24 protein-coding genes are annotated in these 25144 nt (G+C 47.9%); 11 read left to right on the top strand and 13 right to left on the bottom strand.

Annotated features, from left to right (window positions below):
- Positions 1-4: 4 nt before the first annotated feature.
- From BUA14_RS08365 to BUA14_RS08335, 7 genes are all read left to right on the top strand, one after another.
- Complete coding sequence (locus BUA14_RS08365; protein ID WP_072772191.1) at positions 5-583, top strand: 4Fe-4S dicluster domain-containing protein; 579 nt, start codon at positions 5-7, stop codon at positions 581-583.
- Between the two features lie 3 nt (positions 584-586).
- Positions 587-1417, top strand: a complete 831-nt coding sequence (locus BUA14_RS08360) for a dimethyl sulfoxide reductase anchor subunit family protein (RefSeq protein WP_072772190.1) — start codon at positions 587-589, stop codon at positions 1415-1417.
- A 217-nt stretch (positions 1418-1634) separates the two neighbouring features.
- Positions 1635-2327, top strand: a complete 693-nt coding sequence (locus tag BUA14_RS08355; protein ID WP_072772189.1) for a response regulator transcription factor — start codon at positions 1635-1637, stop codon at positions 2325-2327.
- Positions 2328-2604: 277 nt separating this feature from the next.
- The gene (locus BUA14_RS08350; RefSeq protein WP_072772188.1) at positions 2605-2898 is read left to right on the top strand and encodes an MGMT family protein; all 294 of its coding nucleotides are present in this window, start codon (positions 2605-2607) and stop codon (positions 2896-2898) included.
- 62 nt (positions 2899-2960) lie between these two features.
- Complete coding sequence (locus tag BUA14_RS08345; RefSeq protein WP_072772187.1) at positions 2961-3500, top strand: methylated-DNA--[protein]-cysteine S-methyltransferase; 540 nt, start codon at positions 2961-2963, stop codon at positions 3498-3500.
- Between the two features lie 235 nt (positions 3501-3735).
- Positions 3736-4026: a DUF2325 domain-containing protein gene (locus tag BUA14_RS08340; protein ID WP_072772186.1), complete on the top strand. Its 291-nt coding sequence runs from the start codon at positions 3736-3738 to the stop codon at positions 4024-4026.
- A gap of 34 nt (positions 4027-4060) precedes the next feature.
- Positions 4061-4654: a DUF3793 family protein gene (locus BUA14_RS08335; RefSeq protein ID WP_072772185.1), complete on the top strand. Its 594-nt coding sequence runs from the start codon at positions 4061-4063 to the stop codon at positions 4652-4654.
- 66 nt (positions 4655-4720) lie between these two features.
- On the opposite strand, the gene BUA14_RS08330 is transcribed toward BUA14_RS08335, so the two are convergent.
- Positions 4721-5080 carry a cupin domain-containing protein gene (locus tag BUA14_RS08330; protein WP_072772184.1) on the bottom strand — a complete coding sequence of 120 codons (360 nt, stop codon included), beginning with the start codon at positions 5078-5080 and terminating at the stop codon, positions 4721-4723.
- Between the two features lie 195 nt (positions 5081-5275).
- Here BUA14_RS08330 and BUA14_RS08325 point away from each other — a divergent pair, with 195 nt between their 5' ends.
- Entirely contained in the window at positions 5276-6865 is a 1590-nt protein-coding gene (locus tag BUA14_RS08325) for a prenyltransferase/squalene oxidase repeat-containing protein (protein ID WP_072772183.1), read from the top strand.
- A 151-nt stretch (positions 6866-7016) separates the two neighbouring features.
- Positions 7017-8501, top strand: a complete 1485-nt coding sequence (glpK, locus tag BUA14_RS08320; RefSeq protein ID WP_072772182.1) for a glycerol kinase GlpK — start codon at positions 7017-7019, stop codon at positions 8499-8501.
- Between the two features lie 55 nt (positions 8502-8556).
- On the opposite strand, the gene BUA14_RS08315 is transcribed toward glpK, so the two are convergent.
- From BUA14_RS08315 to BUA14_RS08260, 12 genes are all read right to left on the bottom strand, one after another.
- Positions 8557-9093, bottom strand: a complete 537-nt coding sequence (locus BUA14_RS08315) for a GNAT family N-acetyltransferase (protein WP_072772181.1) — start codon at positions 9091-9093, stop codon at positions 8557-8559.
- Between the two features lie 208 nt (positions 9094-9301).
- Positions 9302-9952, bottom strand: coding sequence for a class I SAM-dependent methyltransferase (locus BUA14_RS08310; RefSeq protein ID WP_072772180.1), 651 nt, complete (start codon positions 9950-9952; stop codon positions 9302-9304).
- 217 nt (positions 9953-10169) lie between these two features.
- The gene (locus BUA14_RS08305) at positions 10170-11069 is read right to left on the bottom strand and encodes a phosphotransferase family protein (protein WP_072772179.1); all 900 of its coding nucleotides are present in this window, start codon (positions 11067-11069) and stop codon (positions 10170-10172) included.
- A 184-nt stretch (positions 11070-11253) separates the two neighbouring features.
- Entirely contained in the window at positions 11254-12582 is a 1329-nt protein-coding gene (locus BUA14_RS08300) for an efflux RND transporter periplasmic adaptor subunit (protein WP_072772178.1), read from the bottom strand.
- Positions 12583-12638: 56 nt separating this feature from the next.
- Complete coding sequence (locus BUA14_RS08295; RefSeq protein ID WP_072772177.1) at positions 12639-15017, bottom strand: ABC transporter permease; 2379 nt, start codon at positions 15015-15017, stop codon at positions 12639-12641.
- Positions 15011-15715 (bottom strand): ABC transporter ATP-binding protein, encoded by a 705-nt coding sequence (locus BUA14_RS08290; RefSeq protein WP_072772176.1) that lies wholly within the window; start codon positions 15713-15715, stop codon positions 15011-15013. Before BUA14_RS08290 ends, BUA14_RS08295 begins: the two co-directional genes overlap by 7 nt.
- Positions 15712-16365 (bottom strand): TetR/AcrR family transcriptional regulator, encoded by a 654-nt coding sequence (locus tag BUA14_RS08285; protein WP_072772175.1) that lies wholly within the window; start codon positions 16363-16365, stop codon positions 15712-15714. The genes BUA14_RS08290 and BUA14_RS08285 overlap by 4 nt, the downstream gene beginning before the upstream one ends.
- 116 nt (positions 16366-16481) lie before the next feature.
- Positions 16482-17873, bottom strand: a complete 1392-nt coding sequence (locus tag BUA14_RS08280) for a sigma-54-dependent transcriptional regulator (protein WP_072772174.1) — start codon at positions 17871-17873, stop codon at positions 16482-16484.
- Positions 17870-20080 carry a PAS domain-containing sensor histidine kinase gene (locus tag BUA14_RS08275; RefSeq protein ID WP_178371656.1) on the bottom strand — a complete coding sequence of 737 codons (2211 nt, stop codon included), beginning with the start codon at positions 20078-20080 and terminating at the stop codon, positions 17870-17872. The genes BUA14_RS08280 and BUA14_RS08275 overlap by 4 nt, the downstream gene beginning before the upstream one ends.
- 222 nt (positions 20081-20302) lie before the next feature.
- Positions 20303-21652, bottom strand: a complete 1350-nt coding sequence (locus BUA14_RS08270; protein ID WP_072772173.1) for a YeiH family protein — start codon at positions 21650-21652, stop codon at positions 20303-20305.
- 425 nt (positions 21653-22077) lie between these two features.
- Complete coding sequence (locus BUA14_RS08265; RefSeq protein ID WP_072772172.1) at positions 22078-22443, bottom strand: hypothetical protein; 366 nt, start codon at positions 22441-22443, stop codon at positions 22078-22080.
- 76 nt (positions 22444-22519) lie between these two features.
- On the bottom strand, positions 22520-23872 hold the full coding sequence (locus tag BUA14_RS08260) for a YeiH family protein (RefSeq protein WP_072772171.1): 1353 nt from the start codon (positions 23870-23872) through the stop codon (positions 22520-22522).
- 360 nt (positions 23873-24232) lie between these two features.
- Between BUA14_RS08260 and BUA14_RS08255 the strand changes: the two genes are divergently transcribed.
- On the top strand, positions 24233-24580 hold the full coding sequence (locus BUA14_RS08255) for a mannosyltransferase (RefSeq protein WP_084078522.1): 348 nt from the start codon (positions 24233-24235) through the stop codon (positions 24578-24580).
- 336 nt (positions 24581-24916) lie between these two features.
- Positions 24917-25144: transposase (locus BUA14_RS08250; RefSeq protein WP_427846685.1), on the top strand; the 228-nt coding region annotated here is incomplete at its 3' end.

The following is a 25144-nucleotide window of genomic DNA, read 5'->3' as shown; positions in this document are numbered from 1 at the left end:
CGAGATGGGGAAATTAGGATTTTATTTTGACTCCACAGCCTGTATTGGCTGCCGGACTTGTCAAGTCGTCTGTAAAGATAAAAATCGCTTGGATGTAGGCACAATTTTTCGCAAGGTAAGGACCTTTCAAACCGGTGCCTATCCAACGCCCTTTGTATTTCACTATTCCGGATCGTGCAATCATTGTGCAGAGGCAAAGTGTGTGCGGGGATGTCCGACCGGTGCGATGCATTTCGGCGACGACGGTACCGTCCAACATGATAAAGATATGTGCATCGGCTGTAAGTATTGTGTGTGGAACTGTCCATACAGCGTTCCACAATATATCGAAGCAAGAAATGTTGTGGGTAAATGCGACTCATGCAAGGATTTGCGTGACAAAGGTGAAAATCCAGTATGCGTTGATGCCTGCCTCATGCGTTGTCTTAAGTTTGGTGACTTGGATCAATTAAAGATGGAATATGGGTCCGGATTGGTGAATGAGATTCCAGTCCTGCCACCAGCGGCTACGACAAAACCTTCTGTGCTGATTAAGCCCAAAGACTGTGCCCTTGATTCGAAATTCACAGTGATGGAGGTGTAAATAATGGACCATTTTGCCTTGACAGTGTTCTCCATCTGCATTCAGGCTGCCGTTGGGATGATACTCTTTGTAGCCATTGGCAGATTATCCACAAAAAATAGTACGTTCAAACGTGCTATAATCAGCGCGGCAGGCCTAGGTACTGCCGGAATGATTGCTTCACTGCTGCATTTAGGCCGCCCCTTGCATGCCATCAATGCTCTGTTTCAATTCAGTACCTCTTGGCTCAGCCGCGAAATATGGCTCACCGCAATTTTTGTCGGGTTAACCGTTGTGACTGCCGTACTCCTCTATGTTAAGCCTCAAGCAAGCGGAGCCATCACCGGCTTATCGGCAACAGCTGCCCTGGTGGGTCTGATCGATGTCTTTGCCATGGCGAAGATTTACAGCTCGGCCAGTGTGCCTGTATGGCAAAGTGCTACGACCACTGTAGAGTTTTATGCAGCAGCACTATCCGTGGGGGCCATGCTTTTCTTCGTTCTCAGTATGAAAGAAGCGGGCAAGATGAAGAAATTCGTAGCCTTAGCGGTGGCGGCTGTCGTGGCTATTCAAGTAGCCGCTGTAGTCCCTTACTTCATTTCCTTAGGGGCCGGCACCAGTACCGCATTGCAAGCCAGCCTTGTTATTCTTGGCGGCTTGAAGCCAGCCCTGGCTGTTAAATGGTTGTTTATCCTTGGTGGAGCGGGATTGATTCTGTGGCTGGCTAAAGATGAACTAAGCAAATCCGTATCCGGTGCTGTTGTCGGCGGTGCAGTGTTGATTCTGGCCGGTCAAGTGATCGGAAGATATATATTTTACGCAACAATGGTTGTCTCCGGAGTAGGATTGACATAATTTTAGCTCACCCAGGCACGATGAGTACCTAAAAGGAGTATCAGCCAAGATACTCCTTTTTACAATCAGAGGGCTCAATCAAGCTCATCATGAAGTCCTCATTGATGTTCAGAATAATGCATGTAAGAGGCTCAGCCTTAGCCAAGGCAGGCTCCCCCCAAACTTATAAACCCCAGGGGATATACGTTGGGTGGGGCAGGGAAAGGGGCGATGGAAGATGAAGATTATGCTGGCTGATGATGAAGAGAGCATACGTGTTGTCGTGGAGTATATTGTCACAGAGGACGGCTATGATTTTTGCTATGCAGCGGATGGTGCGGAGGCCTTGGTTGTGTTTGAAGCGGAGAATCCCGACCTGGTGATTCTGGATGTCATGATGCCGAAACTCAACGGCTTTGATGTGTGTACCCAGCTGCGCAAAAAGGGCAGCAATGTCCCCATCATCATTTTGTCCGCCAAAGGAGACATCGTGGACAAAAGTGTGGGCTTTAAAGCGGGAGCCGATGATTATCTCGTCAAGCCTTTCAGCTCTTTGGAACTATCTTTGCGCATCGAGGCTTTGCTTCGCCGACGGGATCACCAGGCCGGTGAAACAGAGGAAAGAGAAAGCATCAAGCTGGGAGATTTGGAGATCTTTTTTAAGCGTTATGAGGCTCGCTTGAAAGGCAAGCGTGTGGAGCTCACACCCAAAGAATTTAAGATTCTGGCCTATATGGCCAGCCATCCTGGCAAAGTGTATACCCGGAAGCAGCTTCTGACCTATGTGTGGGGAGAAGATTACGTGGGGGAGCTGACCGGTATCGCTGTTTTTATCTGCAAGATTCGGGAGAAGATTGAGGAGGATCCTGCCAAGCCTAAATATCTGCAGACCGTCTGGGGAGTCGGCTATAAATTCGGTGAGAAAGAGTGAGCAGGATGCCAAGTCCCGGTAACAGGAAGCCGTGACAGATGTTGAAAGTGTTCAGCGGCATTATAATAATATAGGAAGTAAGGACAAAATTGGGGATGAACAAGGTAAGTCCATTAAGGCGGTAGGTGGTATAAGAAATGAAGTGAGGGGTCCTTTCCCAAAGGAAGGGATCCCTTTTTTGCCTTAATCTGTTATGCTGTTATTGATGTGTTCCATAAGCAATGCATAGGTGAGGGATTAGAAAATCAAAATCAGGCCAATCAAGCGGAGGGATTTTGTGAGTGATTTCTTTGAACAAGTATATGCTATTGTCGGCAGGATTCCTTACGGCAAGGTGGTGTCATACGGTGAAATTTCTTGGATGTTGGGACGGCCTCGTTCAGCACGTGAGGTTGGGCGGGCCATGCGATTCTGTCCAGAGAAGTTGCCATGTCACCGAGTGGTCAGAGCGGACGGCTCTATCACGGGTGGCCCCCATGCAGAGGTAAGGAAAATACTTTTGGAAAGTGAAGGCATTGCCTTCCTGCCAGGGGGCCGTGTGGACGTGAAAGCCCATCGCTGGTCTGGATGAAAGAAGGCCCCGGCGGAGTTATGCCACAATCACCCTTTGGACTCATGATAAGGAGGCACACAATGTATTATTCAACAACCTATTTGTCACCTGCCGGCCTGATTACACTGGCTGGCGATGGTCAGAACCTTGTTGGCCTGTGGATGGAAGGGCAAAAATATCACGGAGGTACCCTATCCGAACAGCTGACCCCCAAAAACGATATACCCGTATTCGCCGCCGCTAAAAAGTGGCTGGACAGATACTTTGCTGGTGAAAAACCTGCTATTTCGGAATTGCCGCTGGCTCCCATCGGCAGCGAGTTTCGCCAAGGGGTCTGGGAGATTCTGTGCGAAATCCCTTATGGTGAAGTCATTACCTATGGTGATATCGCCAGGAAGATGGCTGTGAAAATGAACAGGCCAAGCATGTCGAGCCAAGCGGTCGGCGGTGCGGTAGGGCACAACCCTATTTCGATCATCATCCCTTGTCACCGGGTCGTAGGCTCCAGTGGGAGCTTGACAGGCTATGCCGGGGGCATCAGCTTAAAGGTAAAGCTGCTTGAACTGGAAGGCGTCGATCTGTCACAATTTTTTGTTCCCGCTAAAGGTACGGCACTCTAAGGCGGGAAGCAGCTGGGATTGGCCTGATCCACCCATCAGCAAAGGGATTCTTTCCAAAAGGAAGGGGTCCCTTTTCCTGTCTTCAGAAATAAAGAGCTGTGGGTGAATAAAAAGTGGCAAAAAACAAAAAATAATGCAAATATGATATTGAAAATCATTATCATTTATAGTATAGTTAGAGCAGGTTTACTGAATAGCTATTGCTGAGAATAAGGAAAAAGGAGTGTGGGATTCAATGTCGATATTACTGATCGGCGGGCTTGATCGTATGGAAAAGGATTATATACATATCGGCTCAAAACGTGGGCATAATGTGAAAGTCTATACTCAGCTTCCAACACGTTTTGAAAAAGTAATGGGGGAGCCGGACGGGATCGTTCTTTTTACCGGAACCGTGTCCCATGCTATGGTTAAAGTTGCCGTAAAGGTAGCCAAAAACCGCAACATTCCCCTCATCCGCAGTCATAGCAGCAGTTTAAATGCCTTGGAACGGGAATTGTGTAAGTTAGAAGAATGTGCATGTTGATTAACTAAGGGATTTTTCTCAGGAGGTGGCAGGAATGAGCAAGGCCTGTGTTCATGATTTTTTCAGAGTTTTAGACCGCTTTGAAGATCGGGATTTTCTTCTTTATAAAATTCAATATGATATTGCTCCGACTTTAGCCGAAATTAAGCCATCCTCTTTGATGACCTTTGTTAACCACAAGCGGGAGATGCTGATTCTTTGGGATCGCTATAAAGAGGGAATCTGTCTACAGCTGCAGGTACGTTACTGTGAGCTGCGGCGCAAAGATGACCGGGTGATTGTTTTATTCTATCGGGATGAGACGCTGGCCAACTGTCTGGCGGTCTGGAAGAACCAAAACTTCCTTAAAGGACAGGGGTATGCTGATCTGCCTAAGGTAGAAGACAGTCTCTGTCTGTTAAGGCAACGGTTTGAAGAGGAATGTCCTCATGAACTGGGGATTTTCCTGGGTTATCCCGTGGAAGATGTGACCGCTTTTATGGAGGGCAACGGGGCACCCTGCCTGGCCTGCAAGTACTGGAAGGTTTATCAGGATGTGGAAAACGCCCTGAAGACCTTTGAAGCTTATGATGAAGAACGGGAAAAAGTAGTTCAGGCTGTCCTCAGCATCCCAAGAAAAAGCGCATAGAGCAAATAAAGTTCAAGGAGGCAAGGGCCTCCTTTTTCTGTTTGTACCGTAGCATTTATTGCTTTGTCATATTCTCTCAAGTTTTTCGATGGTCTTATCGTTTATGACGTTGCCAGTGTTTAAGGTACTTTTGAGTTCTATTAAAAGCACATGGACTTCTTCCGGGGCAACGGGCATATGCTCGGTTCCCTTTGGAATAAGCATGATTTCCCCTTCATGCAAGTGGATGTCTTTATCTTTAAATTTTATTGTTAAGATACCTTTAACCACGAAGAACATTTCATCTTCATTGTCATGAACATGCCAAGTAAATTCTCCTTTAAACTTAGCAACTTTCACATAGGAATCATTGATTTCTCCGATAATTTTAGGGCTCCAGTATTCATTAAAAAGCTGAAGTTTTTCTGCTAAATTGATTTTCTCCATTTTGGCACCTCCCAGCGTTAGTATAGTTGCTTTTTTATTTTCATTGTCATATTAAGAGTTTAGAACATTTAGCCTTTATTACGCAACCCCTGAGCCCGGCCTATATAGTCTTTAGAGGCCTGGCGCAAACTGCTTGCGGCACGGTTTAAAGTGATTATTTCTAACAAAAAATTGCTTTATGCATAGGATAAAGGGATGGATGGAGGTGATCGATTGAATTTTGGCAAGAATTTAAGTGATTGTTCAGATAAAGCTCAAACCTATGTATCTGAAGGGGTAGAGCAGATTTTAGCGGATAAGCTTGATCAGGACCATGGTGTTTCCCCCAGCCCCGGGGCGACGGCCCTGGCCTCCCTGGCCCTGCTGGCTCTGGGCCGGGAGTTCAAGGGGGCCCAACAACGGGGGATTCAGTGGTTATGGCAGAATAATCGCGGGGGCTGGGGAAAAGTCCCCGGGGGCCAGCCTGACGAGGAAATCACGAAGATTGCCCGCCTGGCTCTGCAGGGGAGCCAAGGAGGATGGATGGCCAAGCTCCAGGTGCTCTCCCAGGCCAGGCAGTTTTCCCAAATGATTTTAACCTTGGGTCAGCGGGTGGTTCCCGGACTGGAAGGCCCGACTCCTGAAGAAATCATTCTTCCCAACATTCTGGAAGAAAGTGTGCTGGCCAAATTGCCTCTCTATGGCCGGCCGGTAGTGGTGGCAGCTTCCCTGCTCGCTACGGAATCCCAGGAGGGGCTGAATAGGGGAATTCAATATCTTCTTGATACTCAGATGGAAGACGGTTCCTGGTCGGAGGATATTATCGCCACCAGCCTGGCCATTCTGGGGATTATGCGTTTGGGGGGGTACCCGGAGCCATGCCAGCGGGCCGGGCGCTGGCTGATGCAGAAACAGTATGCTACCGGAGCCTGGCCGGCCTTTGATCAACTCAAGAACTGGGCTATGGGGTGGGCGGTCTGCATCGCCGGGGAAACCGGCAAGAGGTGGAAGGGTAACTCCTGGTTGGAGCCGGGAGTCGCTTGGTTAAAGGAGGCGCAGAATGCTGACGGCAGCTATGGCAGCACTCCCCCCTATACCCATCCTGATTTGGACGACACAGCGGTTGCTTTGAACGGTTTTTATCAGGTCGGAGTGGAAAATTCTCCGGGGGCCCAGCTCCTCAAAAGGCTGCAAAACAAAGACGGAAGCTGGAGTACTTTCCCCAGTTTTACCGGTATACCACCCCAGATAACCTCAGAGTTTCCTGTGTATATTCCCAGTGTCGATGTCACCATTCATGCTCTGGAGGCATTATGGCGACGGGGGCGCTCCCAGGAGGATTTCGTCTATAGGGGGTTAAGGTGGCTGTTATCCCAGCAGGATGCTCAAGGGGCTTTCTCCTCATCCTGGTACGAAGGGTCGGTCTACGGCACAGCCCAGGCCCTGGAACTTTTCAGCAAGTGGAAATTTAATTGGCAGCAGCTCTATATGACCCGGGATATCCTGGAGGCGAGGCAAAAAGCCATTCAATTTGTCCTGGAGTCTCAGCAAGAGGACGGAGGCTGGGGTTCTACAGTTGAGACAGGATTGGCTTTGTCCGGACTGCTGAGGTATGACGGTGCTGTTCACCGGGAAGTGCTGGATAAGGGCTGCTTGAATCTTATGGATGCCCAGCATCCCAACGGTTCGTTTAAACCCTCCTATAAGGCCATCTATGCCAAGGGGTGGGACTATGAGGAGCCTATAAGCACGGCACTCACTGCCGTTCGTGCCTTAAGCCGGTATGAGCAGCTGTTCAGGAAATAAATGTAAAAGCCAAGGGGTGTTAAAAAAGAACCCCCTTGGTATTTTTCTTTTCAGGCCTTTGGTTTAGCTTAGCATCTTTAGTATAATTAAGCAGGGAGGGGTCATCCGTGGAAAGGGGGCCAGCCTAATCTCTGCCTGTGAGGGGAAAGCCATGAAGAAATATATCCTTGCCTTAGACCAGGGGACAACCAGTTGCCGGGCCATCCTGTTCGATCGGGAAAGCCAAATCGTCGGTGTGGCCCAAAAGGAATTTACACAAATTTACCCCCAGCCCGGCTGGGTAGAGCATGATCCGGAAGAAGTATGGAGCACTCAATACGGGGTCATTGCCGAGCTGCTGGCCCGCTATCAGGTAAACAGCGAAGAAATTGCCGGAATCGGCATTACCAACCAGCGGGAAACCACGGTGGTTTGGGATAAACATACAGGAAAGCCTGTAACCAATGCCATTGTCTGGCAGTGCCGCAGAACCGCGCCTCTTTGTGACGAACTGAAGCTGAAAGGGTTAGAGCCTTTGTTCAAAGAAAGAACAGGTTTAGTTCTGGATGCCTATTTTTCGGGCACGAAAATCCGCTGGATCTTAGATCAGGTACCGGGTGCTCAGGAAAGGGCCGCCAAGGGCGAGCTGCTTTTCGGTACCATGGATACCTGGCTGGTGTGGAATCTGACCAAGGGCCGCATTCATGCCACGGATTACTCCAATGCTTCCCGCACTCTCCTCTATAATATTAAGACCCTGGCCTGGGACCCGGCGCTGCTTCAGGCGCTCAATATTCCTTCAGCCATGCTCCCAGAGGTAAAGCCCTCCAGCGCTATCTACGGAGAGACAGCCGCCGAGGGCCTGTTCGGGCATCCTATTCCTATTGCCGGCATTGCCGGGGACCAGCAGGCAGCCCTCTTCGGACAGGCCTGTTTTGAACCGGGGATGGCCAAGAATACTTATGGCACCGGTTGCTTTATGCTGCTCAATACAGGAGAAGAACTCTATGAATCCCAGCATGGCCTGATCAGTACCATTGCCTGGGGGCTTGATGGAAAAGTAATCTATGCCCTGGAGGGCAGTGTCTTTATGGTCGGAGCGGTGATGCAATGGCTGCGGGATGAGTTAAAGCTGATCGAAACCGCCGGGGATTCAGAATACTTTGCTGGCAAGGTTGCCGACAATGGCGGAGTTTACCTGGTGCCTGCTTTTACAGGGCTGGGGGCACCTTACTGGGATATGGACGCCCGGGGGGCCATTGTGGGCTTGACCCGCGGCAGCAATAAAAACCATTTGATTCGTGCCGCTTTGGAGTCCATGGCTTATCAGACCAGGGACATTCTGGAGGCCATGGAGGCGGACTCCCGCTTGCCTCTCCAACTGCTCAAAGTGGACGGGGGAGCGGTGGTTAACAACCTTTTGATGCAGTTTCAGGCCGATATTCTGGGTGTAGAAGTGGAACGCCCTCATTGCATTGAAACCACAGCCTTGGGAGCAGCCTATCTGGCCGGGCTGGCCACGGGATTCTGGAGCAGCAAAGAGGAATTAAGAGGCAAGGCAAAAATCGAACGCTCCTTTAAACCCCGGATGGCAGCAGACCTTAAGGAAAAGTATTACCAAGGCTGGCAAAAAGCCGTCAGACAGATCATGGAGTAATAATGGGAAAAAATATTCCAAAGTATCTTATTAACTTCTTTTTTCAACGATCCATTTATTCAACTGTCAGCGAGTACATAAGCTCTGGTATATCGATATCACTGCCTTTATAACGTCTCGTGCCGTCGTCTCTTTCAAGGCATAGTCCAATCTTGTGCATAACATGAAAAGACGGCTCGTTTCGATAATCACAGTAAGCCACAATCTTTTTGACTTTTAACTCATTTATTGCCCAATCGAGAACCGCTTTTGCTGCCTCAGTCCCATAACCATTTCCCTGATGCATTTTACTGATTAACCAGCCAAGTTCACCTTCTTGTCTGCTTTCATCAAGATATACTGAAACAGCACCAATATGTTTCCCGCCGAGAATAATTGCATATTCATAAAAGGATGGATTGTCTTTCTCCCATTCGGCAGCTATTCTTTGTAAAAACTGCTCAGTTTCTTTTATCGTGTTGTTTGGAAGATGAATCATATATTTCGTATTTTCTACATCGCCTGCATATTCATGTGCAGTATCTAAATCATTTCGCTCTAAGGGTCTTAAGATAAGGCGTTCAGTTTTAATCGCAAACCCTTTCTCAGCCATGAATGTTCCCCCCATTCAACTATTACTTTATCATAATAAAAAGAAAGAAGTTGACTCTCCTTTAGGAATCAACTATGCATCAACTTCTTTTCGATAATAGATTGCGTTTCATTAGTACACTATAACTGCGATAAAACAGCAACAGACATGAAGCCTATCGCTGTTTTATCGCAGTTATAGCGTAAAAAAATTTTCTCCTTAATTTTACTCATTTTCTACACAAGCAATGCAACACTATTCCATCTTCAGGCTTATATATTTCTCCCTGTCCATAAAGCATAACCGAAAATCCTGCATTTTCAGCATAACTTGTAAGTTCTTCGGGTAAGAATGTTTCCCAATAAATTTCGGCATTAGCGTATGGATAAAACCTCCTGCCATTTGTATAGTGTTTATAATGTTCCAGCGCATATCTGTAATCATGACCGGAGAAACTTAGCAAGCCGTCTTTCTTAAGAACCCGTTTGCACTCATTCAGGAAGTCGCTCTTATATGTATCCCCATACATTATGCCAAAAGTCTGCGCCCATATAATTATCACGTCGAATGAAGCGTCGTCAAATGGCAACGTATGCCCATCATAAATCGAGAACGGAATATCATAACAGTTTTGCAAAGATAATTGCATGACTTGTTTAATAACTTCTTCCGAAATATCAATGCCCATAATAGAAAATCCCATGTCAGAAAGTGCAAATGCCTCTCTTCCCATTCCACATCCAACATCAAGAATTTTTGCTTTTGGGGGAAAAAATTCAGCGACCGCCTGCTCCCATTTCTTGAGTTTTCCTTTACTCCAATGAACCATTTCATCTACGTTTTTCCTATCCCCATACCATTCATAAACGATATCCTTCATAATATGTTAACCTCACATAATATAAATAATCACATTTGATTCCCTCTCCTCGAAAACGGTTGCTATGACCGTTACGACAATAATACTATGTTTTTTATGCATAAAGAAAGACATACCTTCCCCTTGGCGGAAGATATGTCTTTCTGGAGTAATAGTGGGAAAAAGGTTTTGTGAGCCAAGAAATTATAAGAAGGTAATTTAATATATCACTCTGCAATTAAGAGAAATCATTGAGGTACCATGTTGGAACAGGATTTTTCATATCATCAAACCAACGCAGTATGTCTGTATTTAACTTTAATATATCTTGTATTCTTTCAGGGGCAAAATATTTTGCCCATACAATAGAAGTTATGGCGCTTGCTGCAAGATAATAAGCTAATAGACTCCAAAATTTCTCTGGTATTTTATGGTCAAAATAACCATCAATTTGACCTGACGCAAATGCCGGAAACTCTATACCTATACGATTAAACTCATACCATGGGTCTCCACAATTATTAAAGTCAACAGTATGCCAATCAATAATTGATAATCGCCCAGTGTCAGAGTGTATCATATTACCCATATGGTAATCACCATGATGATGACACTGGGGCCGATTGTTTAGTAAAACTCCATTGCTTTCGAGATAATTCAAAATAATAGTATCTCCGACAAAAGGAATACCCTCAGAGCGAAAGGCTTTCAATCTTGGATTAATTACAGAATAGTATCGTTCGGCCCAATTATCAGCAATATCTGGTGAAGAATGCGTATGAATTTTTCGAAGAATTTCACCCGCCTCAATCCCCAGCGTATATTGTTCTGCCTTGGATAAGGCGGGCAAAATAGCTTCAACCTCAACTCCATCAACCCAACTGAGCAACGTATACACACATTTGCTATTATTACAAGTACCAAAATCAATTGGGGAGGGCATTGGAACACCCCGTGCAACCAAATGTTTCATGACCTCAAATTCAACTTCTTTTTGAGAATACTCAGAGAAATCCGCAATACGAAGCAGAAAATGTTTTCCTTCAACAGTTTCAATATAGTATTTTTTATCTCCTGACATACCCTTAATAATTGGTTCAATCTTTGAGAAAGTATCATAAAGAGGTATCTCTATCATAGTCCTCACTCCATTTCTTATTTCATCCTATAAATTCCAGATTATCTGCATGAAACAGTAGGATTTATATTACAATACCATGTTTTTCTAACTCAAAAAAGGCATACCTTCCTCTTGGCGGAAAAGTATACCTTTTTCTGAGTTAGACGGCGGGAGTCGAATCTACCGCTGAAGGAAGTCTCATTTACAGAGCCTTGATCTTTTTGCCTTCCTTAAGTCCGGCCAGATCGGTATCCAAAAGTATCTGCTCCCCTGATGTAAGCCCTTCCAGGATAATGACTTCCTTGTCGTTTTCCATCCCCTTAACCACCGGCCGGATCCGGGCTTTACCCTCATCAACAGCCCAGACCGCTTCCCCGTTTTCATAGGGGAAAAGAGCGGTTTTGGGGATCATAAGCTGAGCCTCTGCTCGGTGAGTGATAAATTTAATATCTACCGTGCTGCCAATAATCACGGTTGATTCGCTGTGGAGAAAGACGGTTACTTTAACCCGGTTTTCTTTCAACCCCAGGGGAGAAATGCGCTCCACGGCTGAGGGTTCCACACTTTCGATGTCCCCGCTGAGAATTTGATCCCCGGAATTAGTATCCAGAATGATCTCCACAGAATCTCCGGCCTTAAGGGAGGGAGCTTCCTTGGCTAAGATATAGCCTTCCGCCTTGTAGCCTTTAAGGGCAAAGACATTCAAGAGAAGTTGGCCGGCGGCGGCAAATTCTCCTTCTTTGAGATGAGCATCTTTAATCAGACCGTTTTCCGGGGCCGTAACCTTAGCTTTGCCAATCCGATCCTCCAGTTGGCTGATCTGTGCTTGCAGTGCATCTTTTTGGCCGGCATAGATCTGTTCGGTCCCGGGCAGGGATTGCTGCTCGTAGAGCAAGGCCAGCGCAGCTTTCTGTTGCTCTAAAAAGTTCCGGGCTTTTTCAGCCTGAAGCCGGGCTTCTTCATATTGGGTCAGGGGAATTGCCCCCGCGTCATAGAGAGCCTTCATCCGGCTGTGGCTTTGCTCAAGAGCCTGCGCATCCCGTTCAGCTTGTTCAATGAGCAGGGTTTGCTGCTGTACCAAGGCTTTGATGGGATCGCCGGTTGTTTGGAGATGCTGGCCTTCCACGCTTTGCAGCTGTGCCTTTAAAGCAGTCAACTGATAAACCAAATCGGTGGTATCCAGTTCCAGCAAGGGCTGTCCTTTGCTCACGGAATCGCCGTTCCGGACATGAACAGCCATGACTTTTCCATCCACAGAAGTGTACAGAGGCCATTCCTGGGCCGCCAAAACCTGCCCCTCTTCCGTAAATCCCCGGACAAATTCCTTGGGCTCCACAGTGAGCACGGTTCCTGCAAGGGGCTTAAGGCTCGAAGCCAGCACGGAGGCGAGAACAAGGACGGCAATGATTCCGTAGATGATGACCCTGCGCTTACGGGTATTTTTCTGGTTGTTTTTTTTGGTTCCTGGCATCCGGCCCTTCCTGAAGAAGGAGAAAGGAAAGCCCTTGGCTGAAGATGGTTCAACAGACATAGGAAGACCTCCTTAATTAGAGTTAAGTTTGAGTTGAGCCGCCCCACGGGGAGGAGTTACTCTTTCGTAGCTAAAATCTCCACAAAAGGCATGGCGACAATCTTCCGGTAAGCCCGTGTTTGGGCAAACCATACGGACAATGCCGTTCCCAGCACTGCACCGCCCAGAGCCGAGAGAGGAACTTCCGTGGGGAGGGTGTACAGATCGGAGTTCAAGGATTGCCCCATCGCTTGGGAGAGAGCGAAAGAAAGGGGGATCCCCAGGAGAACGCCGAGGAGGGTTAACAGCCACTGCTCCGAGGTGATCACTTTGAGAACTTCCTTGGGTGTCATACCGAGAACCCGCAAGGAGGCCAGCTCCCGCTGCCTTTCCGAAAGAGAGATAATGCTGGAATTATAAATCAGGGCGAAGCCGGCAATGCCGGCCAGGATGGCCAGAAAGTAGATAGTAAAGCCATAGGAGCCCATCATTTCCTCAATTTTGGCTAAGCTTTCTTTGGCGGATTCGATGGAACCCACTTGACCGGCATCCCGGTACTTGCTTTTCAAGGCGGAGACATCTTCTTCATTCATCCCGATGAGCATGGACGTGGCGATCTCCCCTTGCTGCAAAAAGTTCTGCAGGGCACCAATGTCCATAAAAGCATTAAGCCCTATATATTGGGGGATGACTCCTCTGACAATCAGGGTTTCCTCTTGTTCGGCAACCAACTCACGGCTGAGGGAGCTTTTCACTTGAATGGAGTCCCCCGCCTGCACCTGCAGGAGCTGAGCCAAGCGTTGGGAGAGCAGGATCCCATCAGAGGGCAGGGGGACTTTATGGCCTTGTTGATCAAGCACATGATAAAGGGTGGAATCCGGGGAGAGGCCTAAGACAGCCACTTCTTTCTTATGCCATTGATGCTGCAGGGTAGCCGGGATTTCTAAAAGGGGTTCCAGCTCGGTGACGCCCGGCTCATGGGCCAGTGAATACTGAAGGGAGCGGGCAGAGGCGGGACTGTTTAAAGCAATCTTCACATCATAGGTTTGCACCTGTTGGAATTGAAAGGTCGTGAGTTTATCGATCATATTTTCCATGGACCAGGAAACAGTCATTAAGCTGAAGACCACCGCCATGCCCACCACAGTAAAAGCGCTGCGCACAGGGGCACGAAAAACATTGCGGATCCCCATCTGGGTTTGGGAAGCGAAGGAGCGCCACAGCCTGGGCAGTTTCTCCAGAGGTGTTTTCCTGGCTGAGCCTGGAGCCGCGGGACGCATGGCCTCGGCCGGATCCAGGCGGAGGATGTCCAGGCTGCCTTTAATGCCACTAAGCAAACTGAAAATCAGGGCAAGAGCGATCCCTAAAAAGAGATATTTCCAGGAAAAGGTGCTTTCCAAACCAGGCAGAGCAAAAAATTCTTCATAGAGAGCCGTTAAGGGAAAAGAAAGGGCAATCCCGGACAGCCCTCCCAACAATCCTCCCATCCCGCCAATCAGGAGGGGATAAGATAAATAATGAAGGACGATTTCCTGATTGGTAAAGCCGAAAGCCTTTAAAGTGCCGATGCTCCCCCGTTGTTGTTCAATGAGGCGGCGCAGCATGGTATAGAGAATAATGCTGGAAACCCCCAGAAAGACCATGGGCAAAGCCTGGGCCATACTGCGCAGGCTGTTCAGCTCCCCTTCGAGGATGGCGTGGCTGGTTTGATCCTTGCGGGGGAAGATGCTTTGGAGACCGTAGGGCTTAAGTTCCTCCTCCAGGAGCGCTTTAACATCCTCAAACTTGGTGTCCGGCTCCAGGGAGAAGACGATGTCATTGACCTGGCCGGACTCCTTGACTAAGCTCTTGAGGGAAGTGTAGGGAAGATAAGCCATGCCAAAGGTCTGGGGATCAGGATAAAGATCCTGAGCGGAGCGCATAGCATAGATGAATTCAGGGCTTTGGGCAGTTCCCACCACAGTGAAGGTGGAACGCTTCCCTTCCAGAATCAGGGTGAGTTGATCCCCCAGTGCCAGTTCATTGGCAGCAAAGAATTTGGGATCCACCAGGATCTCCAAGGAGCTGTCCACTGGAAAACGGCCGCTGAAGAGCAGAATCTGATTCAGCTCCGGCGGCGTTTCAAATCCCATGGAAACCAGGCGCAGGGAACGGTTGCTGTCGGATTGCTCTTCAAAAAGCCGGGCATCCTTGACGATTCGTCCCTCCGCATCAGCCAGCCCCTCCAGCTGAGCCAGCTTTTTCACCTGACTTTCAGGATAGCCGGTGACTTTAATGAAACCATCGGCAAAGTGGGTATCGGCATAAAACTTGCTTTGCGCCCGTTCTAAATTTTCCAGAACGATGGACATGGAGGTATAAGAAAGAAGCCCGATGATGATCACCACAATGCAGGCCAGATAGACCCCTTTGTTGGCTTGGATTTCCCGGAACAGTTTCTTTCTCAGCACTACCATAAAAGTTCCTCCGGCTGGAGAGGATGCTCATTGATCTGGATTTTTTCCAGCATCCCATCCTTGATAAAAAACACACGATCAGCCATCTTGGCAATCTCCCCGTTATGGGTAATGATAATAATCGTTTTCTGGTAATCCCGGTTAAGTTTTTGTAAAGCTTTCAACACCTGAATACCCGTTTGAATATCCAAAGCACCGGTAGGTTCATCACAAAGCAGCAAGGCAGGATTCTTAACGATAGCCCGGGCAATGGCCACCCGTTGCTGCTGCCCGCCGGAGAGCTGGGAAGGAAAATGCTCCGCCCAGGGCTCCAGCCCCACGTCCCGAAGGACTTCATCCACAGACAGAGGGTCTTCAGCGATTTCGGCGGCCAGCCAAATGTTTTCAAAGGCGGTCAGGTTGGGCATCAGATTGTAATGCTGGAAGACAAACCCCACGGCCTGACGCCGGTAAAGAGTCAGCTCCGTGTCACTGGCCTCATGCAAAGGCTGCCCCCGGTAATACAGCTCCCCGGCGGTAGGCGGAGTCATACCGCCGATAATATTGAGGAGGGTGGTTTTCCCGGAGCCGCTTTGGCCGAGGATCACGATGAATTCAGCGGCGAAGATTTGAAAATCCAGCCCTTTCAGGACCTCCAATTCAATCTCTCCCGTTTGATACACCTTGCGGACACCTTTTCCTTCAAGCAAAAGCGTCACGGTATCGCCTCCTTAGCTTTCAAACCATGGGCAAGGAGATAAAGAACCTTATGGATGGTCTCCTGATAGGATTCATCTTCGAAGAATTGGTTTTGATCGCTTGGGCCCAAAGCCAGATAAGCATCGGTCAATGCAGTATGCATTCCACGCATAAAGAAAAGTGCAGTTGTGTAATCCACGGCAGGATCCAGCTGCCCCAGTTCGAAACCCCGCTGCAGCATAGCTCTGTAAAAGCCGGTGGTTTTAGAGGCTTGTTCAGCCATCACTTCTTTGCGCAGCTGGAGGTTGCTTTCTTTAATAAACCGATCACCAAGGGCCAAAAGTTCGGGATGATCCTGAGCAAACTCCAAGCCTACTGCGAAAAGCCTCTGTAAGGTGGAGAAAAACTCAAAGCCATCCCCATGCAGGTCGGGGACTTTGGCATCAAAATAGAGGAGCTTCTTCTCCACAGCAAGGTTAAAAATATGCTTGTATAAGTCCTTGAGATTTTCAAAATACTGATAGAAGCTGCCCCGGGGAATCCCCGCCTGCTCAATGATGCGGGCAATGCTGGCCTGGTCAAAGGCATAAGCAGCAAATTCCTGGGTAGCGGCCTCCAGGATGCGGTTTCTTTTTTCTTCAGGCAGATTAAAAAAGGTTTGTGTAGGCAAAGAACCCTCTCCTTTCGCTGACCTACTATTCCCTATGTGGGATAGTTACAAAAGATGACACTCCTGTCACTTTTATAATATGACAGGAGTGTCATGTCGTCAAGAACAAACTATTTTTACTCATTCATATGGTAAGCCTGGAGTTTGCGATAGAGATTGCGCACACTGATTCCCAATAAATTGGCTGTTTGGGTTTTATGTCCTCTGGTCTTTTTCAGGGTAGACAGGATAAACGCTTTTTCCACATCCTCCAAAGAAGGATAGGAGCCATTCGCAAAGATAGGGAAGAAGCCCTCTGCCGAATCGGCAGCGGCGGGGGGGTTGAGAGCTTGAGCAGACCTTTCCGGCCAGATGTCATGGGGGGAGATGGTACCGTCGGAGGAGAGAATTTGCCCCCGTTCAATAAGATGGAAAAGTTCACGGGTATTGCCGGGAAAGCTATAATTCAGCAATTGCTCCTGAGTCTCCGGCAATAAGCTGTACTGCTTATGGAGCAGATCCTTGCGGCGGGAGTTCAGGAAATGATGGACAAGGGGGATAATATCCCGGCGCCGTTCCCGCAGAGGCGGAACCAGAAGAGTTAAGCCGTTTAAGCGATAAAAGAGATCCTCCCGGAACCTGCCCTGAGTTATTTCCTGTCTCAGGTCGCGGTTGGTCGCCGCCACAATCCGCACATCAACCCGCCGCAGCCGGGTGTCGCCCACCCGCCGGAATTCGCCGCTTTCTAAAAAGCGGAGCAGCTTGACTTGAATCGCTAAAGGCATTTCCCCAATTTCATCGAGAAAGAGGGTGCCGTTGTCGGCCATTTCCACTAAGCCGATTTTTTGAGTTCCGGCGCCGGTAAAGGCGCCTTTTTCGTGTCCGAAAAGCTCGCTTTCGATGAGAGCTTCCGGAATGGCCCCGGCGTTGACAGGGATGTAGGGTTGATTGACCCGGGAACTCCAGAAATGGATAGCCTGGGCGATCAGATCCTTGCCGACCCCGCTCTCCCCCTGGATCAGGACAGAGGTATCCGTCTGAGCAACTTTACGGGTTATTTCCAGGAGTGCAACCATGGCTTCGCTTTCCGCCACGATTTTTAACTCTGACGTTTGCCGGTTGACCACCTGGCGCAGGCCGGTATTTTCCATCAGCAGCTTGCGCTTTTCCAGGGCTTTTTGCAACGTGATTTCCAGCTCTGCTAAATTGCAGGGCTTGGTCAGGTAATCATAGGCCCCCAGCTTCATAGCCTCAATGGCGGACTCGATGGTCCCGTTGCCGGTCAGCATAATGACCTGCAGATCCGTTTGCATCTGCTTGATTTGGGGCAGCAGAATCAGCCCGTCACCATCCGGCAGCTTGATATCCAACAAGACGGCGTCAATGAGAGTATCTTTAAGGAAAGACAACCCTGCACTGGCCGTGCCGGCCTCCAGGACGTCATAGCCTTTGCGCTTTAAACGCTGAGCGATAATGCCCCGCAACGTAGTTTCATCATCGAGGATTAAAATTTTTTGACTGTGCTTCATGGGCTTTGCTCTCCTGCTTCATGGAAGGGCAGGGAAATGGTTACCTTAGTCCCCTGTCCTTCCGTACTTTCTAAGATCATTTCGCCATGCATCTTGGCAATAATACCGTAACTCACGTATAACCCCAAGCCTGTGCCCTGGCCCAAGGATTTGGTAGTAAAAAACGGATCGAAAACTTTCTTGAGATGGTCTTGAGGAATACCCTCCCCATAATCCTGAATGATAAACTGGATTTTAGGGCCCTCCCGGTAGCTCCACAGTTCGATGATGCCTTCTTCGGCGGAAGCATCCAAGGCGTTGGTAACCAGATTGAGCACGACTTGCTGCCACTCGTTTTCATTGCCCAGGGCGAAGAGACTGTCTTCCCCCTGAAAGTGCATGTGAAGATGCTTTTGCCTGGCCTTATGCTCCAAAAGCCCCAGAGTCTGCGCGCTGGCGATGCCAATATCAATGAGGTCGCTGCCGGAATCACGTTTGCGGGCAAAGCCCAGCAGCTGAGCGGTGATTTGCTTGCAGCGGACAATTTGCTCCAAAACCGTTTTAAAGCCCAGCTTAATCTCTTCCTGGCTGGGAGCGGCATTCTCTTCATTTAAACGATCAAGCAAATCCTCACTATAGGCGGCAACCACAGCCAGAGGATTGTTAATCTCATGGGCTACTCCTGAAGCTAAAAGTCCGATGGCCGCCATCTTGTCCGTCTCAATCATGCGGGCTTCCATCTCCACTTCCTGAGTCACGTCATCAAGAAGCAGGAGATAAGAGGCATTTTCAGGATTATCCGGTGACAATTCATAATACATCTGGCGGAAATGCCGGCGCTCCCCCTGGAGAAGAACCGTGATGGTCCGGCCGTTTTCCAGGAGGACACCCTCTGTCCCCTGTCCGGCAATGACCTGCTCACAGGGGAGATTGGCCAACTGCTGACCAAACCACTGAGCGAACTTAGTATTCCACCAGAGTATTTTCGTTTCCGAATTTAACAGCACCATGCCGGCGTCGACTCCGTCCACCACGGTGGCCAGGAGTTGCTGCTCGTTCTTTAAGTTTTCATTTTTCTGATCCAGGGAATTGAGCAGCTGGTTAAAGGATTTGACCAGCCTGCCGATTTCATCCCAGCTTTCAATGGGGATATGGGATTCCAAATCCCCCGTCCGGATAATCTGCCTGACTTGAGATTCCAGATTTTCAATGGGGTGAACGACTTTTAAGCCGAAGGAAATGCTGATAATCATCACCAGGGTCATGATTAGAATGGCGATCATAACCAAACGAAGAGCCAGCTCAAAGATGGGCTTATTCGCTTCATGGGCAGGCTGCTCGATAAATACCCCCCAGTTCGGGGTATCCATAGCGGCAAAGGCGCCAATCACATGCATACCGGCATAATTCTTATAGTCGCTTCCTGTCGAAAAAGCTTCCCCCGCCATGAAACTCTGGACGGCAGGATTCTGGCGAAGAACTTCCTGATGCCCAGGGAGAGCAGGGTCTGTCTGGCCGATCAAGGTTCCGGACCGGTCAACTAAGAAGACATACTTTCCCTCATCTAACTGAAAATTATAATAGCGGCTGATCATAGTGGTTAGGTCGATAGTCCCCTGCAGATACCCCAGAAGCTTACCGTCCCTAGGGTCTTGAACAGCCACAGTAAGGCGGATTTCAGGTTGACCCTCCGGAGAAAAGTACAGGTCGCTGATCGCCGAAGAAGATTCTGCAGAAAGGGGAGGCGCTGCAGAAAGAAGAGGCTTTGTAGGGAGAAGAGGCTCTGCAGAGAGGGTATGTTCAGGTCCGGTGGCTGCCGAATCCGGCAGAACACTTGCCTGACGCTGGAGATGGGCGATGCTTCTGAAGTTGCGATCATAAACCTTAAGCTCTTTAAGGGCAGGTTCCTTCTGCAACAGGGTTTCCAAAATCAACTGGCGCGGCGTTTCCTCGTCCCCCGTCAAGGCCCGGGCAGTGGTTGGCTTCGTAAAATTTAGGCTGCTTTCGACAGTGGCTATGGCATCCTGGATTTCATGGGCAAGTACGGAGACCTGGTTAAAGTTTTGTTCGTAAATATCCATCTGAAGATTCTGCCGTACCGATGTAAAACCTAAATAGCCCAGAAAAAACAGCGGGAGAATGGACATGGCGATTCCAAACAAGAGGAAATGTACTTTTATGCGCATCCACCAGGGAATTGAGTTTTCTTTCAAGGGTTTGGCCTCCATCCCAATGCTTCATCATCGCCGCAATAAGACCTTTAGGAATGTTCAAAACGTCATGTTCTAAGCTTTTTCATGTCCCAAGCTTCTTTAAGTATATAATATACCCCTTTAATGTTCACGTCGAATTTTTTCAGGCCTGTTATTGTTAGCCCCTTCATTAGAAAAAGCCCTCCAGGTTGTGGAAGGCTTTTTCCGGATGGACTGCACCGTTCACGGCGCTTGAGGTTATTGGACCATTGCCCAGTAACCGCCCATGACGACGACAGAAAGAATATAGCCCAGAGGTACATTGACTAAAACCCCGGTGGTAAAAGCGGCAAAAGGTTTCCAGCCAACGGAAGTGAGATCTTTGAAGCGGGTGGTCAAACCAATACAGAGGAAGGTAAAGATGAAGGCCCAGTTTCTTAACTCTTTGAGGGGACCAATAACCTGGGCTGTGATATCTTTGGAAACAGCAGGATCCACTCCTGCTACCAAGGCAGTGATAATAATGGAAGCGACAAAAAATCCTAAAACAAATTTGGGGAAACGAGTCCAGATTTCACCGGCCTTAGGCTTGGTTCCGTCCTGGCGTTTTTCCCATTTGGTGATGGAGATGAAAGCCATGATGAAGCACCAGATGCCAACGAACATATCCCGTCCCACCACCTTCATGAGAGTAAAGGTTTTGATGGCCTGTTCGTTGATGGAGGCTGCCGCAGCCATGCCTGCCGCGTCAGCGAATTCAGAGGTGCCAATCCAGGCTCCGGCAGGACCGGGAGGAATGTTTAAGGCCTTAATGAAAATGGGCAAAGCAAAGATCATAACAATAGCCCAAACGACAACTAAGGAAATGGCGATGGAAACATGCTGCTTCTCAGCCTTAACAGAACCCCCGATGGCAATGGAAGCGGAGACGCCGCAGATGGAGCCGCCGGCAGCCAAAGTAGCCGCAAAACGGTTATCTAAGCCAAAGAGGCGGGTTCCAGCCCAATAAATGGTCAGATAAGTGGTGACGGCAATAATGGTGGCCTGCAGAAAAGCCACGGGGCCGGATTGGAGAATTAAAGTGAAAGGAAGGGTAGCTCCCATCAGGACAATACCGGTTTTAACAAAGAACTCAGTTCTCAGGGAAGCATCCATAAATTTGGGAAGCTTAATGAAGTTACCGATAATCAGGCCAACGGCCAGAGCCAGCAGGGGAGCTTCCATATTGAATTTTTTCATGACATCCCAGGAACCCAGGATGGTGACAGCGAGGCTCATAATAAAGACGATGGTAAATCCAGGAATAAATTGGCTTAATTTATGGCCGAGAATTTTTACGGCAATGGAGAAAAGGACGATAAAAAGTAGGTATAGACCGATAATACCGCCGACATGAGTGCTGACATAACTTGCAGCTTTGCCGAATTCCGAATAACTTGGCACACTGATGGCCAACCATTTCATAGCAGTGCTGCCTGAAGACCAGAGTATAATAGCCACTAAGACTACCCCTAAACCAAGCCAAACTGCCCAATAATCTTCCTTTTTCCAAAGATCGGACCAACCGCCGGAAGGAGAGGTTGGTTTATTTGTTTCAACTTGTGCCATCTTAAAACCCTCCCAAAGTAGTTTTTAAGTAGTTTTTAGACCGGTTTGTTAAAGGACTGGATTCAGCCTGAGGAATGAAGTGCCTGTCATCTCCTTTCGCCGTGGTTTGCTCAGGTAATATTTGATTTCGTAAACTTAATAATAAGCAATTTCTATGCCAACAAGCTTGCTCTTGTGAATGCTAGCATAAATAGAGGGTTTCAGGGTGATCGGCCAAGCAAAAGAGGCCATAAAAAATCAGGCCAATTTGTCACAATCAGACAAATTGGCCTGACATTATGTCAGATACCAGGTCATAAAAAACCCAAGGATCGCTAATCGAGAGAAAGCCCTTGGGCCTTGGCGAAGATGGCAGCCTTCCGGCCTGAACCGTAGTGTCAGTGGTTTAGCAGTTTAGTAGGTTAGCGGTTTAGTGTTTAGTGATGTTAGAGGACGCCCCATTTACGGGTATATTCAACTTTAAGGATAAATTCCTTATCCGTAAAGCCATGGTCCTTGAGGAGCTTGAGAGCCTCATTGAAATCATAAGTTTCCGTTTCCAAAAGGATATACTCTTTTTTGCCCGTCATCGCCCAATCATCGTGGGCTTCGGTCAGAAGCTCCAACATAGCGGCGATCCGTTCCAAGCGGCAAGCCAAAAAGTCCTTTAAATTGCGGACAGCCTGGGGGCTGATGTTCTTAGCTTTTAAGATGTCTGCTAAGGGCGGCTTTTCTCCGGGTTCCCAGGTTTTCTCATAAAAATAGAAGAAAAATCGTGCCCTTTGTACGCAGGTTTCATTATCTGGGTGCATGCTTTTACTCTCCTTACTTTATATAAACTAGCCACAAAGCCTTGCCAGGCCAAGGTGGCAGTTTTAACCATGTTGCTCACTTGATTGTTGTCCAATAGTTGCCCATAATGACCACCGATAAGAGGTAACCTAAGGGGATATTCACCAGAACCCCGGCCGAAAAAGCGGCAAAAGGTTTCCAGCCCACTGAAGCCAGCTCTTTTAAACGGCTGGACAGCCCAATGGAGAGAAAGGTAAGAATGAAGGCCCAATTCCTCAATTCGATAATCGGGTTGATGACATGATCATCGATAGCTTTGGTGGTCACGGCATCAGTGGAAGCGGCCAAAATCGTAATGATAATGGAGGCGATAATAAACCCCAACACAAATTTCGGGAAACGGAACCAGATATCCGAAGCATTGGGGGTGGTTCCCGAATAGCGTTTTTCCCAGCGGGTGATGGAGGTGAGCGCCATGACAAAACACCAGATGCCGATAAACATGTCACGGCCGACCACTTTCATCAGGGTAAAGGTTTTAATCGCTTGTTCGTTGATGGCAGCGGCGGCAGCCATTCCCGGAGCATCGGCAAATTCTGCCGTACCAATCCAGGCTCCCGCCGGCCCGGGGAGAATGGCTAAAGCTTTAATAGCTAAAGGCAGGATGAAAATCATGACAATGGAGTAAAGAATAACCAGCGAGATGGCAATGGACACATGCTGCTTTTCCGCTTTCACCGCACCGCCGATGGCGATGGAAGCCGAGACACCGCAGATGGAGCCTCCGGCAGCCAAGGTAGCCGAAAATCGTTTATCGAGACCCAAAAAGCGTGTGCCCGTCCAGTAAATGGTGAGGAAGGTGGCCACAGCAATAATGGTGGCTTGGGCAAAGGCGGTTGAGCCGGCTTGAAGAATCAGGGTAAAAGGCAGGGAAGCACCCATGAGCACAATCCCAAATTTAACATAAAACTGAGTCTGCAGCGCAGTGCTCAGCCAATGGGGAATCCGCAGGAAGTTGCTGATTAACAGACCCGCTAAAAGGGCCAGTAGGGGAGTCTCGATATTATAGTGCTTCATGATATCCCAGGAACCTAAAAAGGAAACCAAAATACTTAAGCCAAAAAGAAAGGTAAAGCCTACTAAGAAGCCTTTGACTTCTCCGGTTAAGACTTTGATAGCTGCCGAGCATAAAACAAGTAAAAACAGATAAAGTGCCAAAAGAGAGTTTTTATGAGTGAAGAGATAATCCAGCCCGGTATGATAATCGCTGTAGTCGGGTATTTTCAGGACAATCCAATTCATAAAATGATTGCCGGTACTCCAAAGCAGGATAGCCAGAAGCACGATGGTCAGACCCAGCCACATGGCCCAGTAATCTTCTTGCTTCCAAAGATCAGACCAGCCGCCTGAAGGAGCCGTAGGTTTTTTGGTTGTGGATACATAGCCCAATGGTTTATCCCTCTCTTTTTCCAGCCATTTAAGCCTATTGTCACATGTTCGTTCGCTGTCGTCAACAAGGGGTGTTGCGAGTGCAAGATATGGCAAGTTTTTTTGCGCTGATGGTTAGATTGGCAGAGGAGAATTACAATTTATGGAGAAGAATACTTATGGAGAAAAATATTATAATGAGGGAAAATGAACCGCTGCCCAAGCCGCTGTTGTGAGCAGTTGAACTAAGTCTATTTTGACACGGCACCGGAACCTTTTTCAAGACGTATCGAAAATTTTGGCTACAATCTTTACAATTCAGGTTATGGCACTAGGAATATCAATGGTAATAAGAGTAAAAATGTAAAACAGGAAAGAGGGATGAAGATGGATCATTTAAAGGATAACCTAAACAAAATGGTCGATGCCGCGAAAGAGCGCATTGACGGTGCAGTGAAAAAGACAGAAGAGTTTTTGGATAAATCTGAGGTAAAAGAAAAGGTTGAAGGAATTAAAGATTTGGCCGAGGATAAAGCTGAGGTTATAGCGGGGCGGGCGGAAGAAATTAAAGATTACATCGAAGATAAGCTGGAAGGCGTGCTGGAACGTGCCGAAGAATTAAAAGATGCAGTAGAAGACAAGGCTGAAGGAATTGCTGATAAATTAGAAGACCAAGCGGAGAAATATAAGGATAAGATTGAGGGGCTGTTAAAAAAGAAACAGCCTTGAGGAACTCAAGTCTATATAAGACTATAAGACAAGTCTATAATGTAGGTCTATAAGATAAATCTAGTAAGATGGGTCTATAAGAAAATAAGTCTACAAAAAATGCCATGGCACCTTGATTGGGGATGTGGCATTTTTTGCTTTTTATTTACAAAAATATTCTTTTTTCCGCAAAGCCCCTTTTTGTTTATGTTTTTTTAACTATATTAAAGGGAACTTTTTTTTACAAATAGGCTAGAGACTGACTAAACACCCGTGTAAATGGCAATAATCTCCACATAAGACAAAAGTGGAGGTTATGGAATGAAACAGTCAAAAAACATTCTTACAGACAAGGAAATGGAACTGGTCAACTTACTGATGCAAGACTGCCAAAGCACAGGGGATATTCAGTCGAAACTGAAAAGACTGTTTGCCGGAACCATTGAGCAGATGCTGGAAGCAGAGATGCAAGACCATCTGGGGTATGAAAAAAACAGCATTGAAGGAAACAACTCCGGTAACAGCCGAAATGGCTATAATCGCAAGACCATCATCAGCGATTACGGCGAAAGTGAAATTGCCGTC

Origin of the sequence: Desulfitobacterium chlororespirans DSM 11544, assembly GCF_900143285.1 — a bacterium.
Taxonomy (GTDB): Bacteria; Bacillota; Desulfitobacteriia; order Desulfitobacteriales; family Desulfitobacteriaceae; genus Desulfitobacterium; species Desulfitobacterium chlororespirans.
This window is presented reverse-complemented; position numbering and strand designations above follow the sequence as displayed.

What these genes read in the sequence shown, in the direction of transcription:
- BUA14_RS08365 (WP_072772191.1), top strand. Translation starts at nt 5, where the DNA reads ATGGGGAAATTAGGATTTTATTTTGACTCCACAGCCTGTATTGGCTGC.
- BUA14_RS08360 (WP_072772190.1), top strand. Translation starts at nt 587, where the DNA reads ATGGACCATTTTGCCTTGACAGTGTTCTCCATCTGCATTCAGGCTGCC.
- BUA14_RS08355 (WP_072772189.1), top strand. Translation starts at nt 1,635, where the DNA reads ATGAAGATTATGCTGGCTGATGATGAAGAGAGCATACGTGTTGTCGTG.
- BUA14_RS08345 (WP_072772187.1), top strand. Translation starts at nt 2,961, where the DNA reads ATGTATTATTCAACAACCTATTTGTCACCTGCCGGCCTGATTACACTG.
- BUA14_RS08340 (WP_072772186.1), top strand. Translation starts at nt 3,736, where the DNA reads ATGTCGATATTACTGATCGGCGGGCTTGATCGTATGGAAAAGGATTAT.
- BUA14_RS08335 (WP_072772185.1), top strand. Translation starts at nt 4,061, where the DNA reads ATGAGCAAGGCCTGTGTTCATGATTTTTTCAGAGTTTTAGACCGCTTT.
- BUA14_RS08330 (WP_072772184.1), bottom strand. Translation starts at nt 5,080, where the DNA reads ATGGAGAAAATCAATTTAGCAGAAAAACTTCAGCTTTTTAATGAATAC.
- BUA14_RS08325 (WP_072772183.1), top strand. Translation starts at nt 5,276, where the DNA reads ATGGATGGAGGTGATCGATTGAATTTTGGCAAGAATTTAAGTGATTGT.
- glpK (WP_072772182.1), top strand. Translation starts at nt 7,017, where the DNA reads ATGAAGAAATATATCCTTGCCTTAGACCAGGGGACAACCAGTTGCCGG.
- BUA14_RS08315 (WP_072772181.1), bottom strand. Translation starts at nt 9,093, where the DNA reads ATGGCTGAGAAAGGGTTTGCGATTAAAACTGAACGCCTTATCTTAAGA.
- BUA14_RS08310 (WP_072772180.1), bottom strand. Translation starts at nt 9,952, where the DNA reads ATGAAGGATATCGTTTATGAATGGTATGGGGATAGGAAAAACGTAGAT.
- BUA14_RS08305 (WP_072772179.1), bottom strand. Translation starts at nt 11,069, where the DNA reads ATGATAGAGATACCTCTTTATGATACTTTCTCAAAGATTGAACCAATT.
- BUA14_RS08300 (WP_072772178.1), bottom strand. Translation starts at nt 12,582, where the DNA reads ATGTCTGTTGAACCATCTTCAGCCAAGGGCTTTCCTTTCTCCTTCTTC.
- BUA14_RS08295 (WP_072772177.1), bottom strand. Translation starts at nt 15,017, where the DNA reads ATGGTAGTGCTGAGAAAGAAACTGTTCCGGGAAATCCAAGCCAACAAA.
- BUA14_RS08280 (WP_072772174.1), bottom strand. Translation starts at nt 17,873, where the DNA reads ATGAAGCACAGTCAAAAAATTTTAATCCTCGATGATGAAACTACGTTG.
- BUA14_RS08275 (WP_178371656.1), bottom strand. Translation starts at nt 20,080, where the DNA reads ATGGAGGCCAAACCCTTGAAAGAAAACTCAATTCCCTGGTGGATGCGC.
- BUA14_RS08270 (WP_072772173.1), bottom strand. Translation starts at nt 21,652, where the DNA reads ATGGCACAAGTTGAAACAAATAAACCAACCTCTCCTTCCGGCGGTTGG.
- BUA14_RS08265 (WP_072772172.1), bottom strand. Translation starts at nt 22,443, where the DNA reads ATGCACCCAGATAATGAAACCTGCGTACAAAGGGCACGATTTTTCTTC.
- BUA14_RS08255 (WP_084078522.1), top strand. Translation starts at nt 24,233, where the DNA reads ATGAAGATGGATCATTTAAAGGATAACCTAAACAAAATGGTCGATGCC.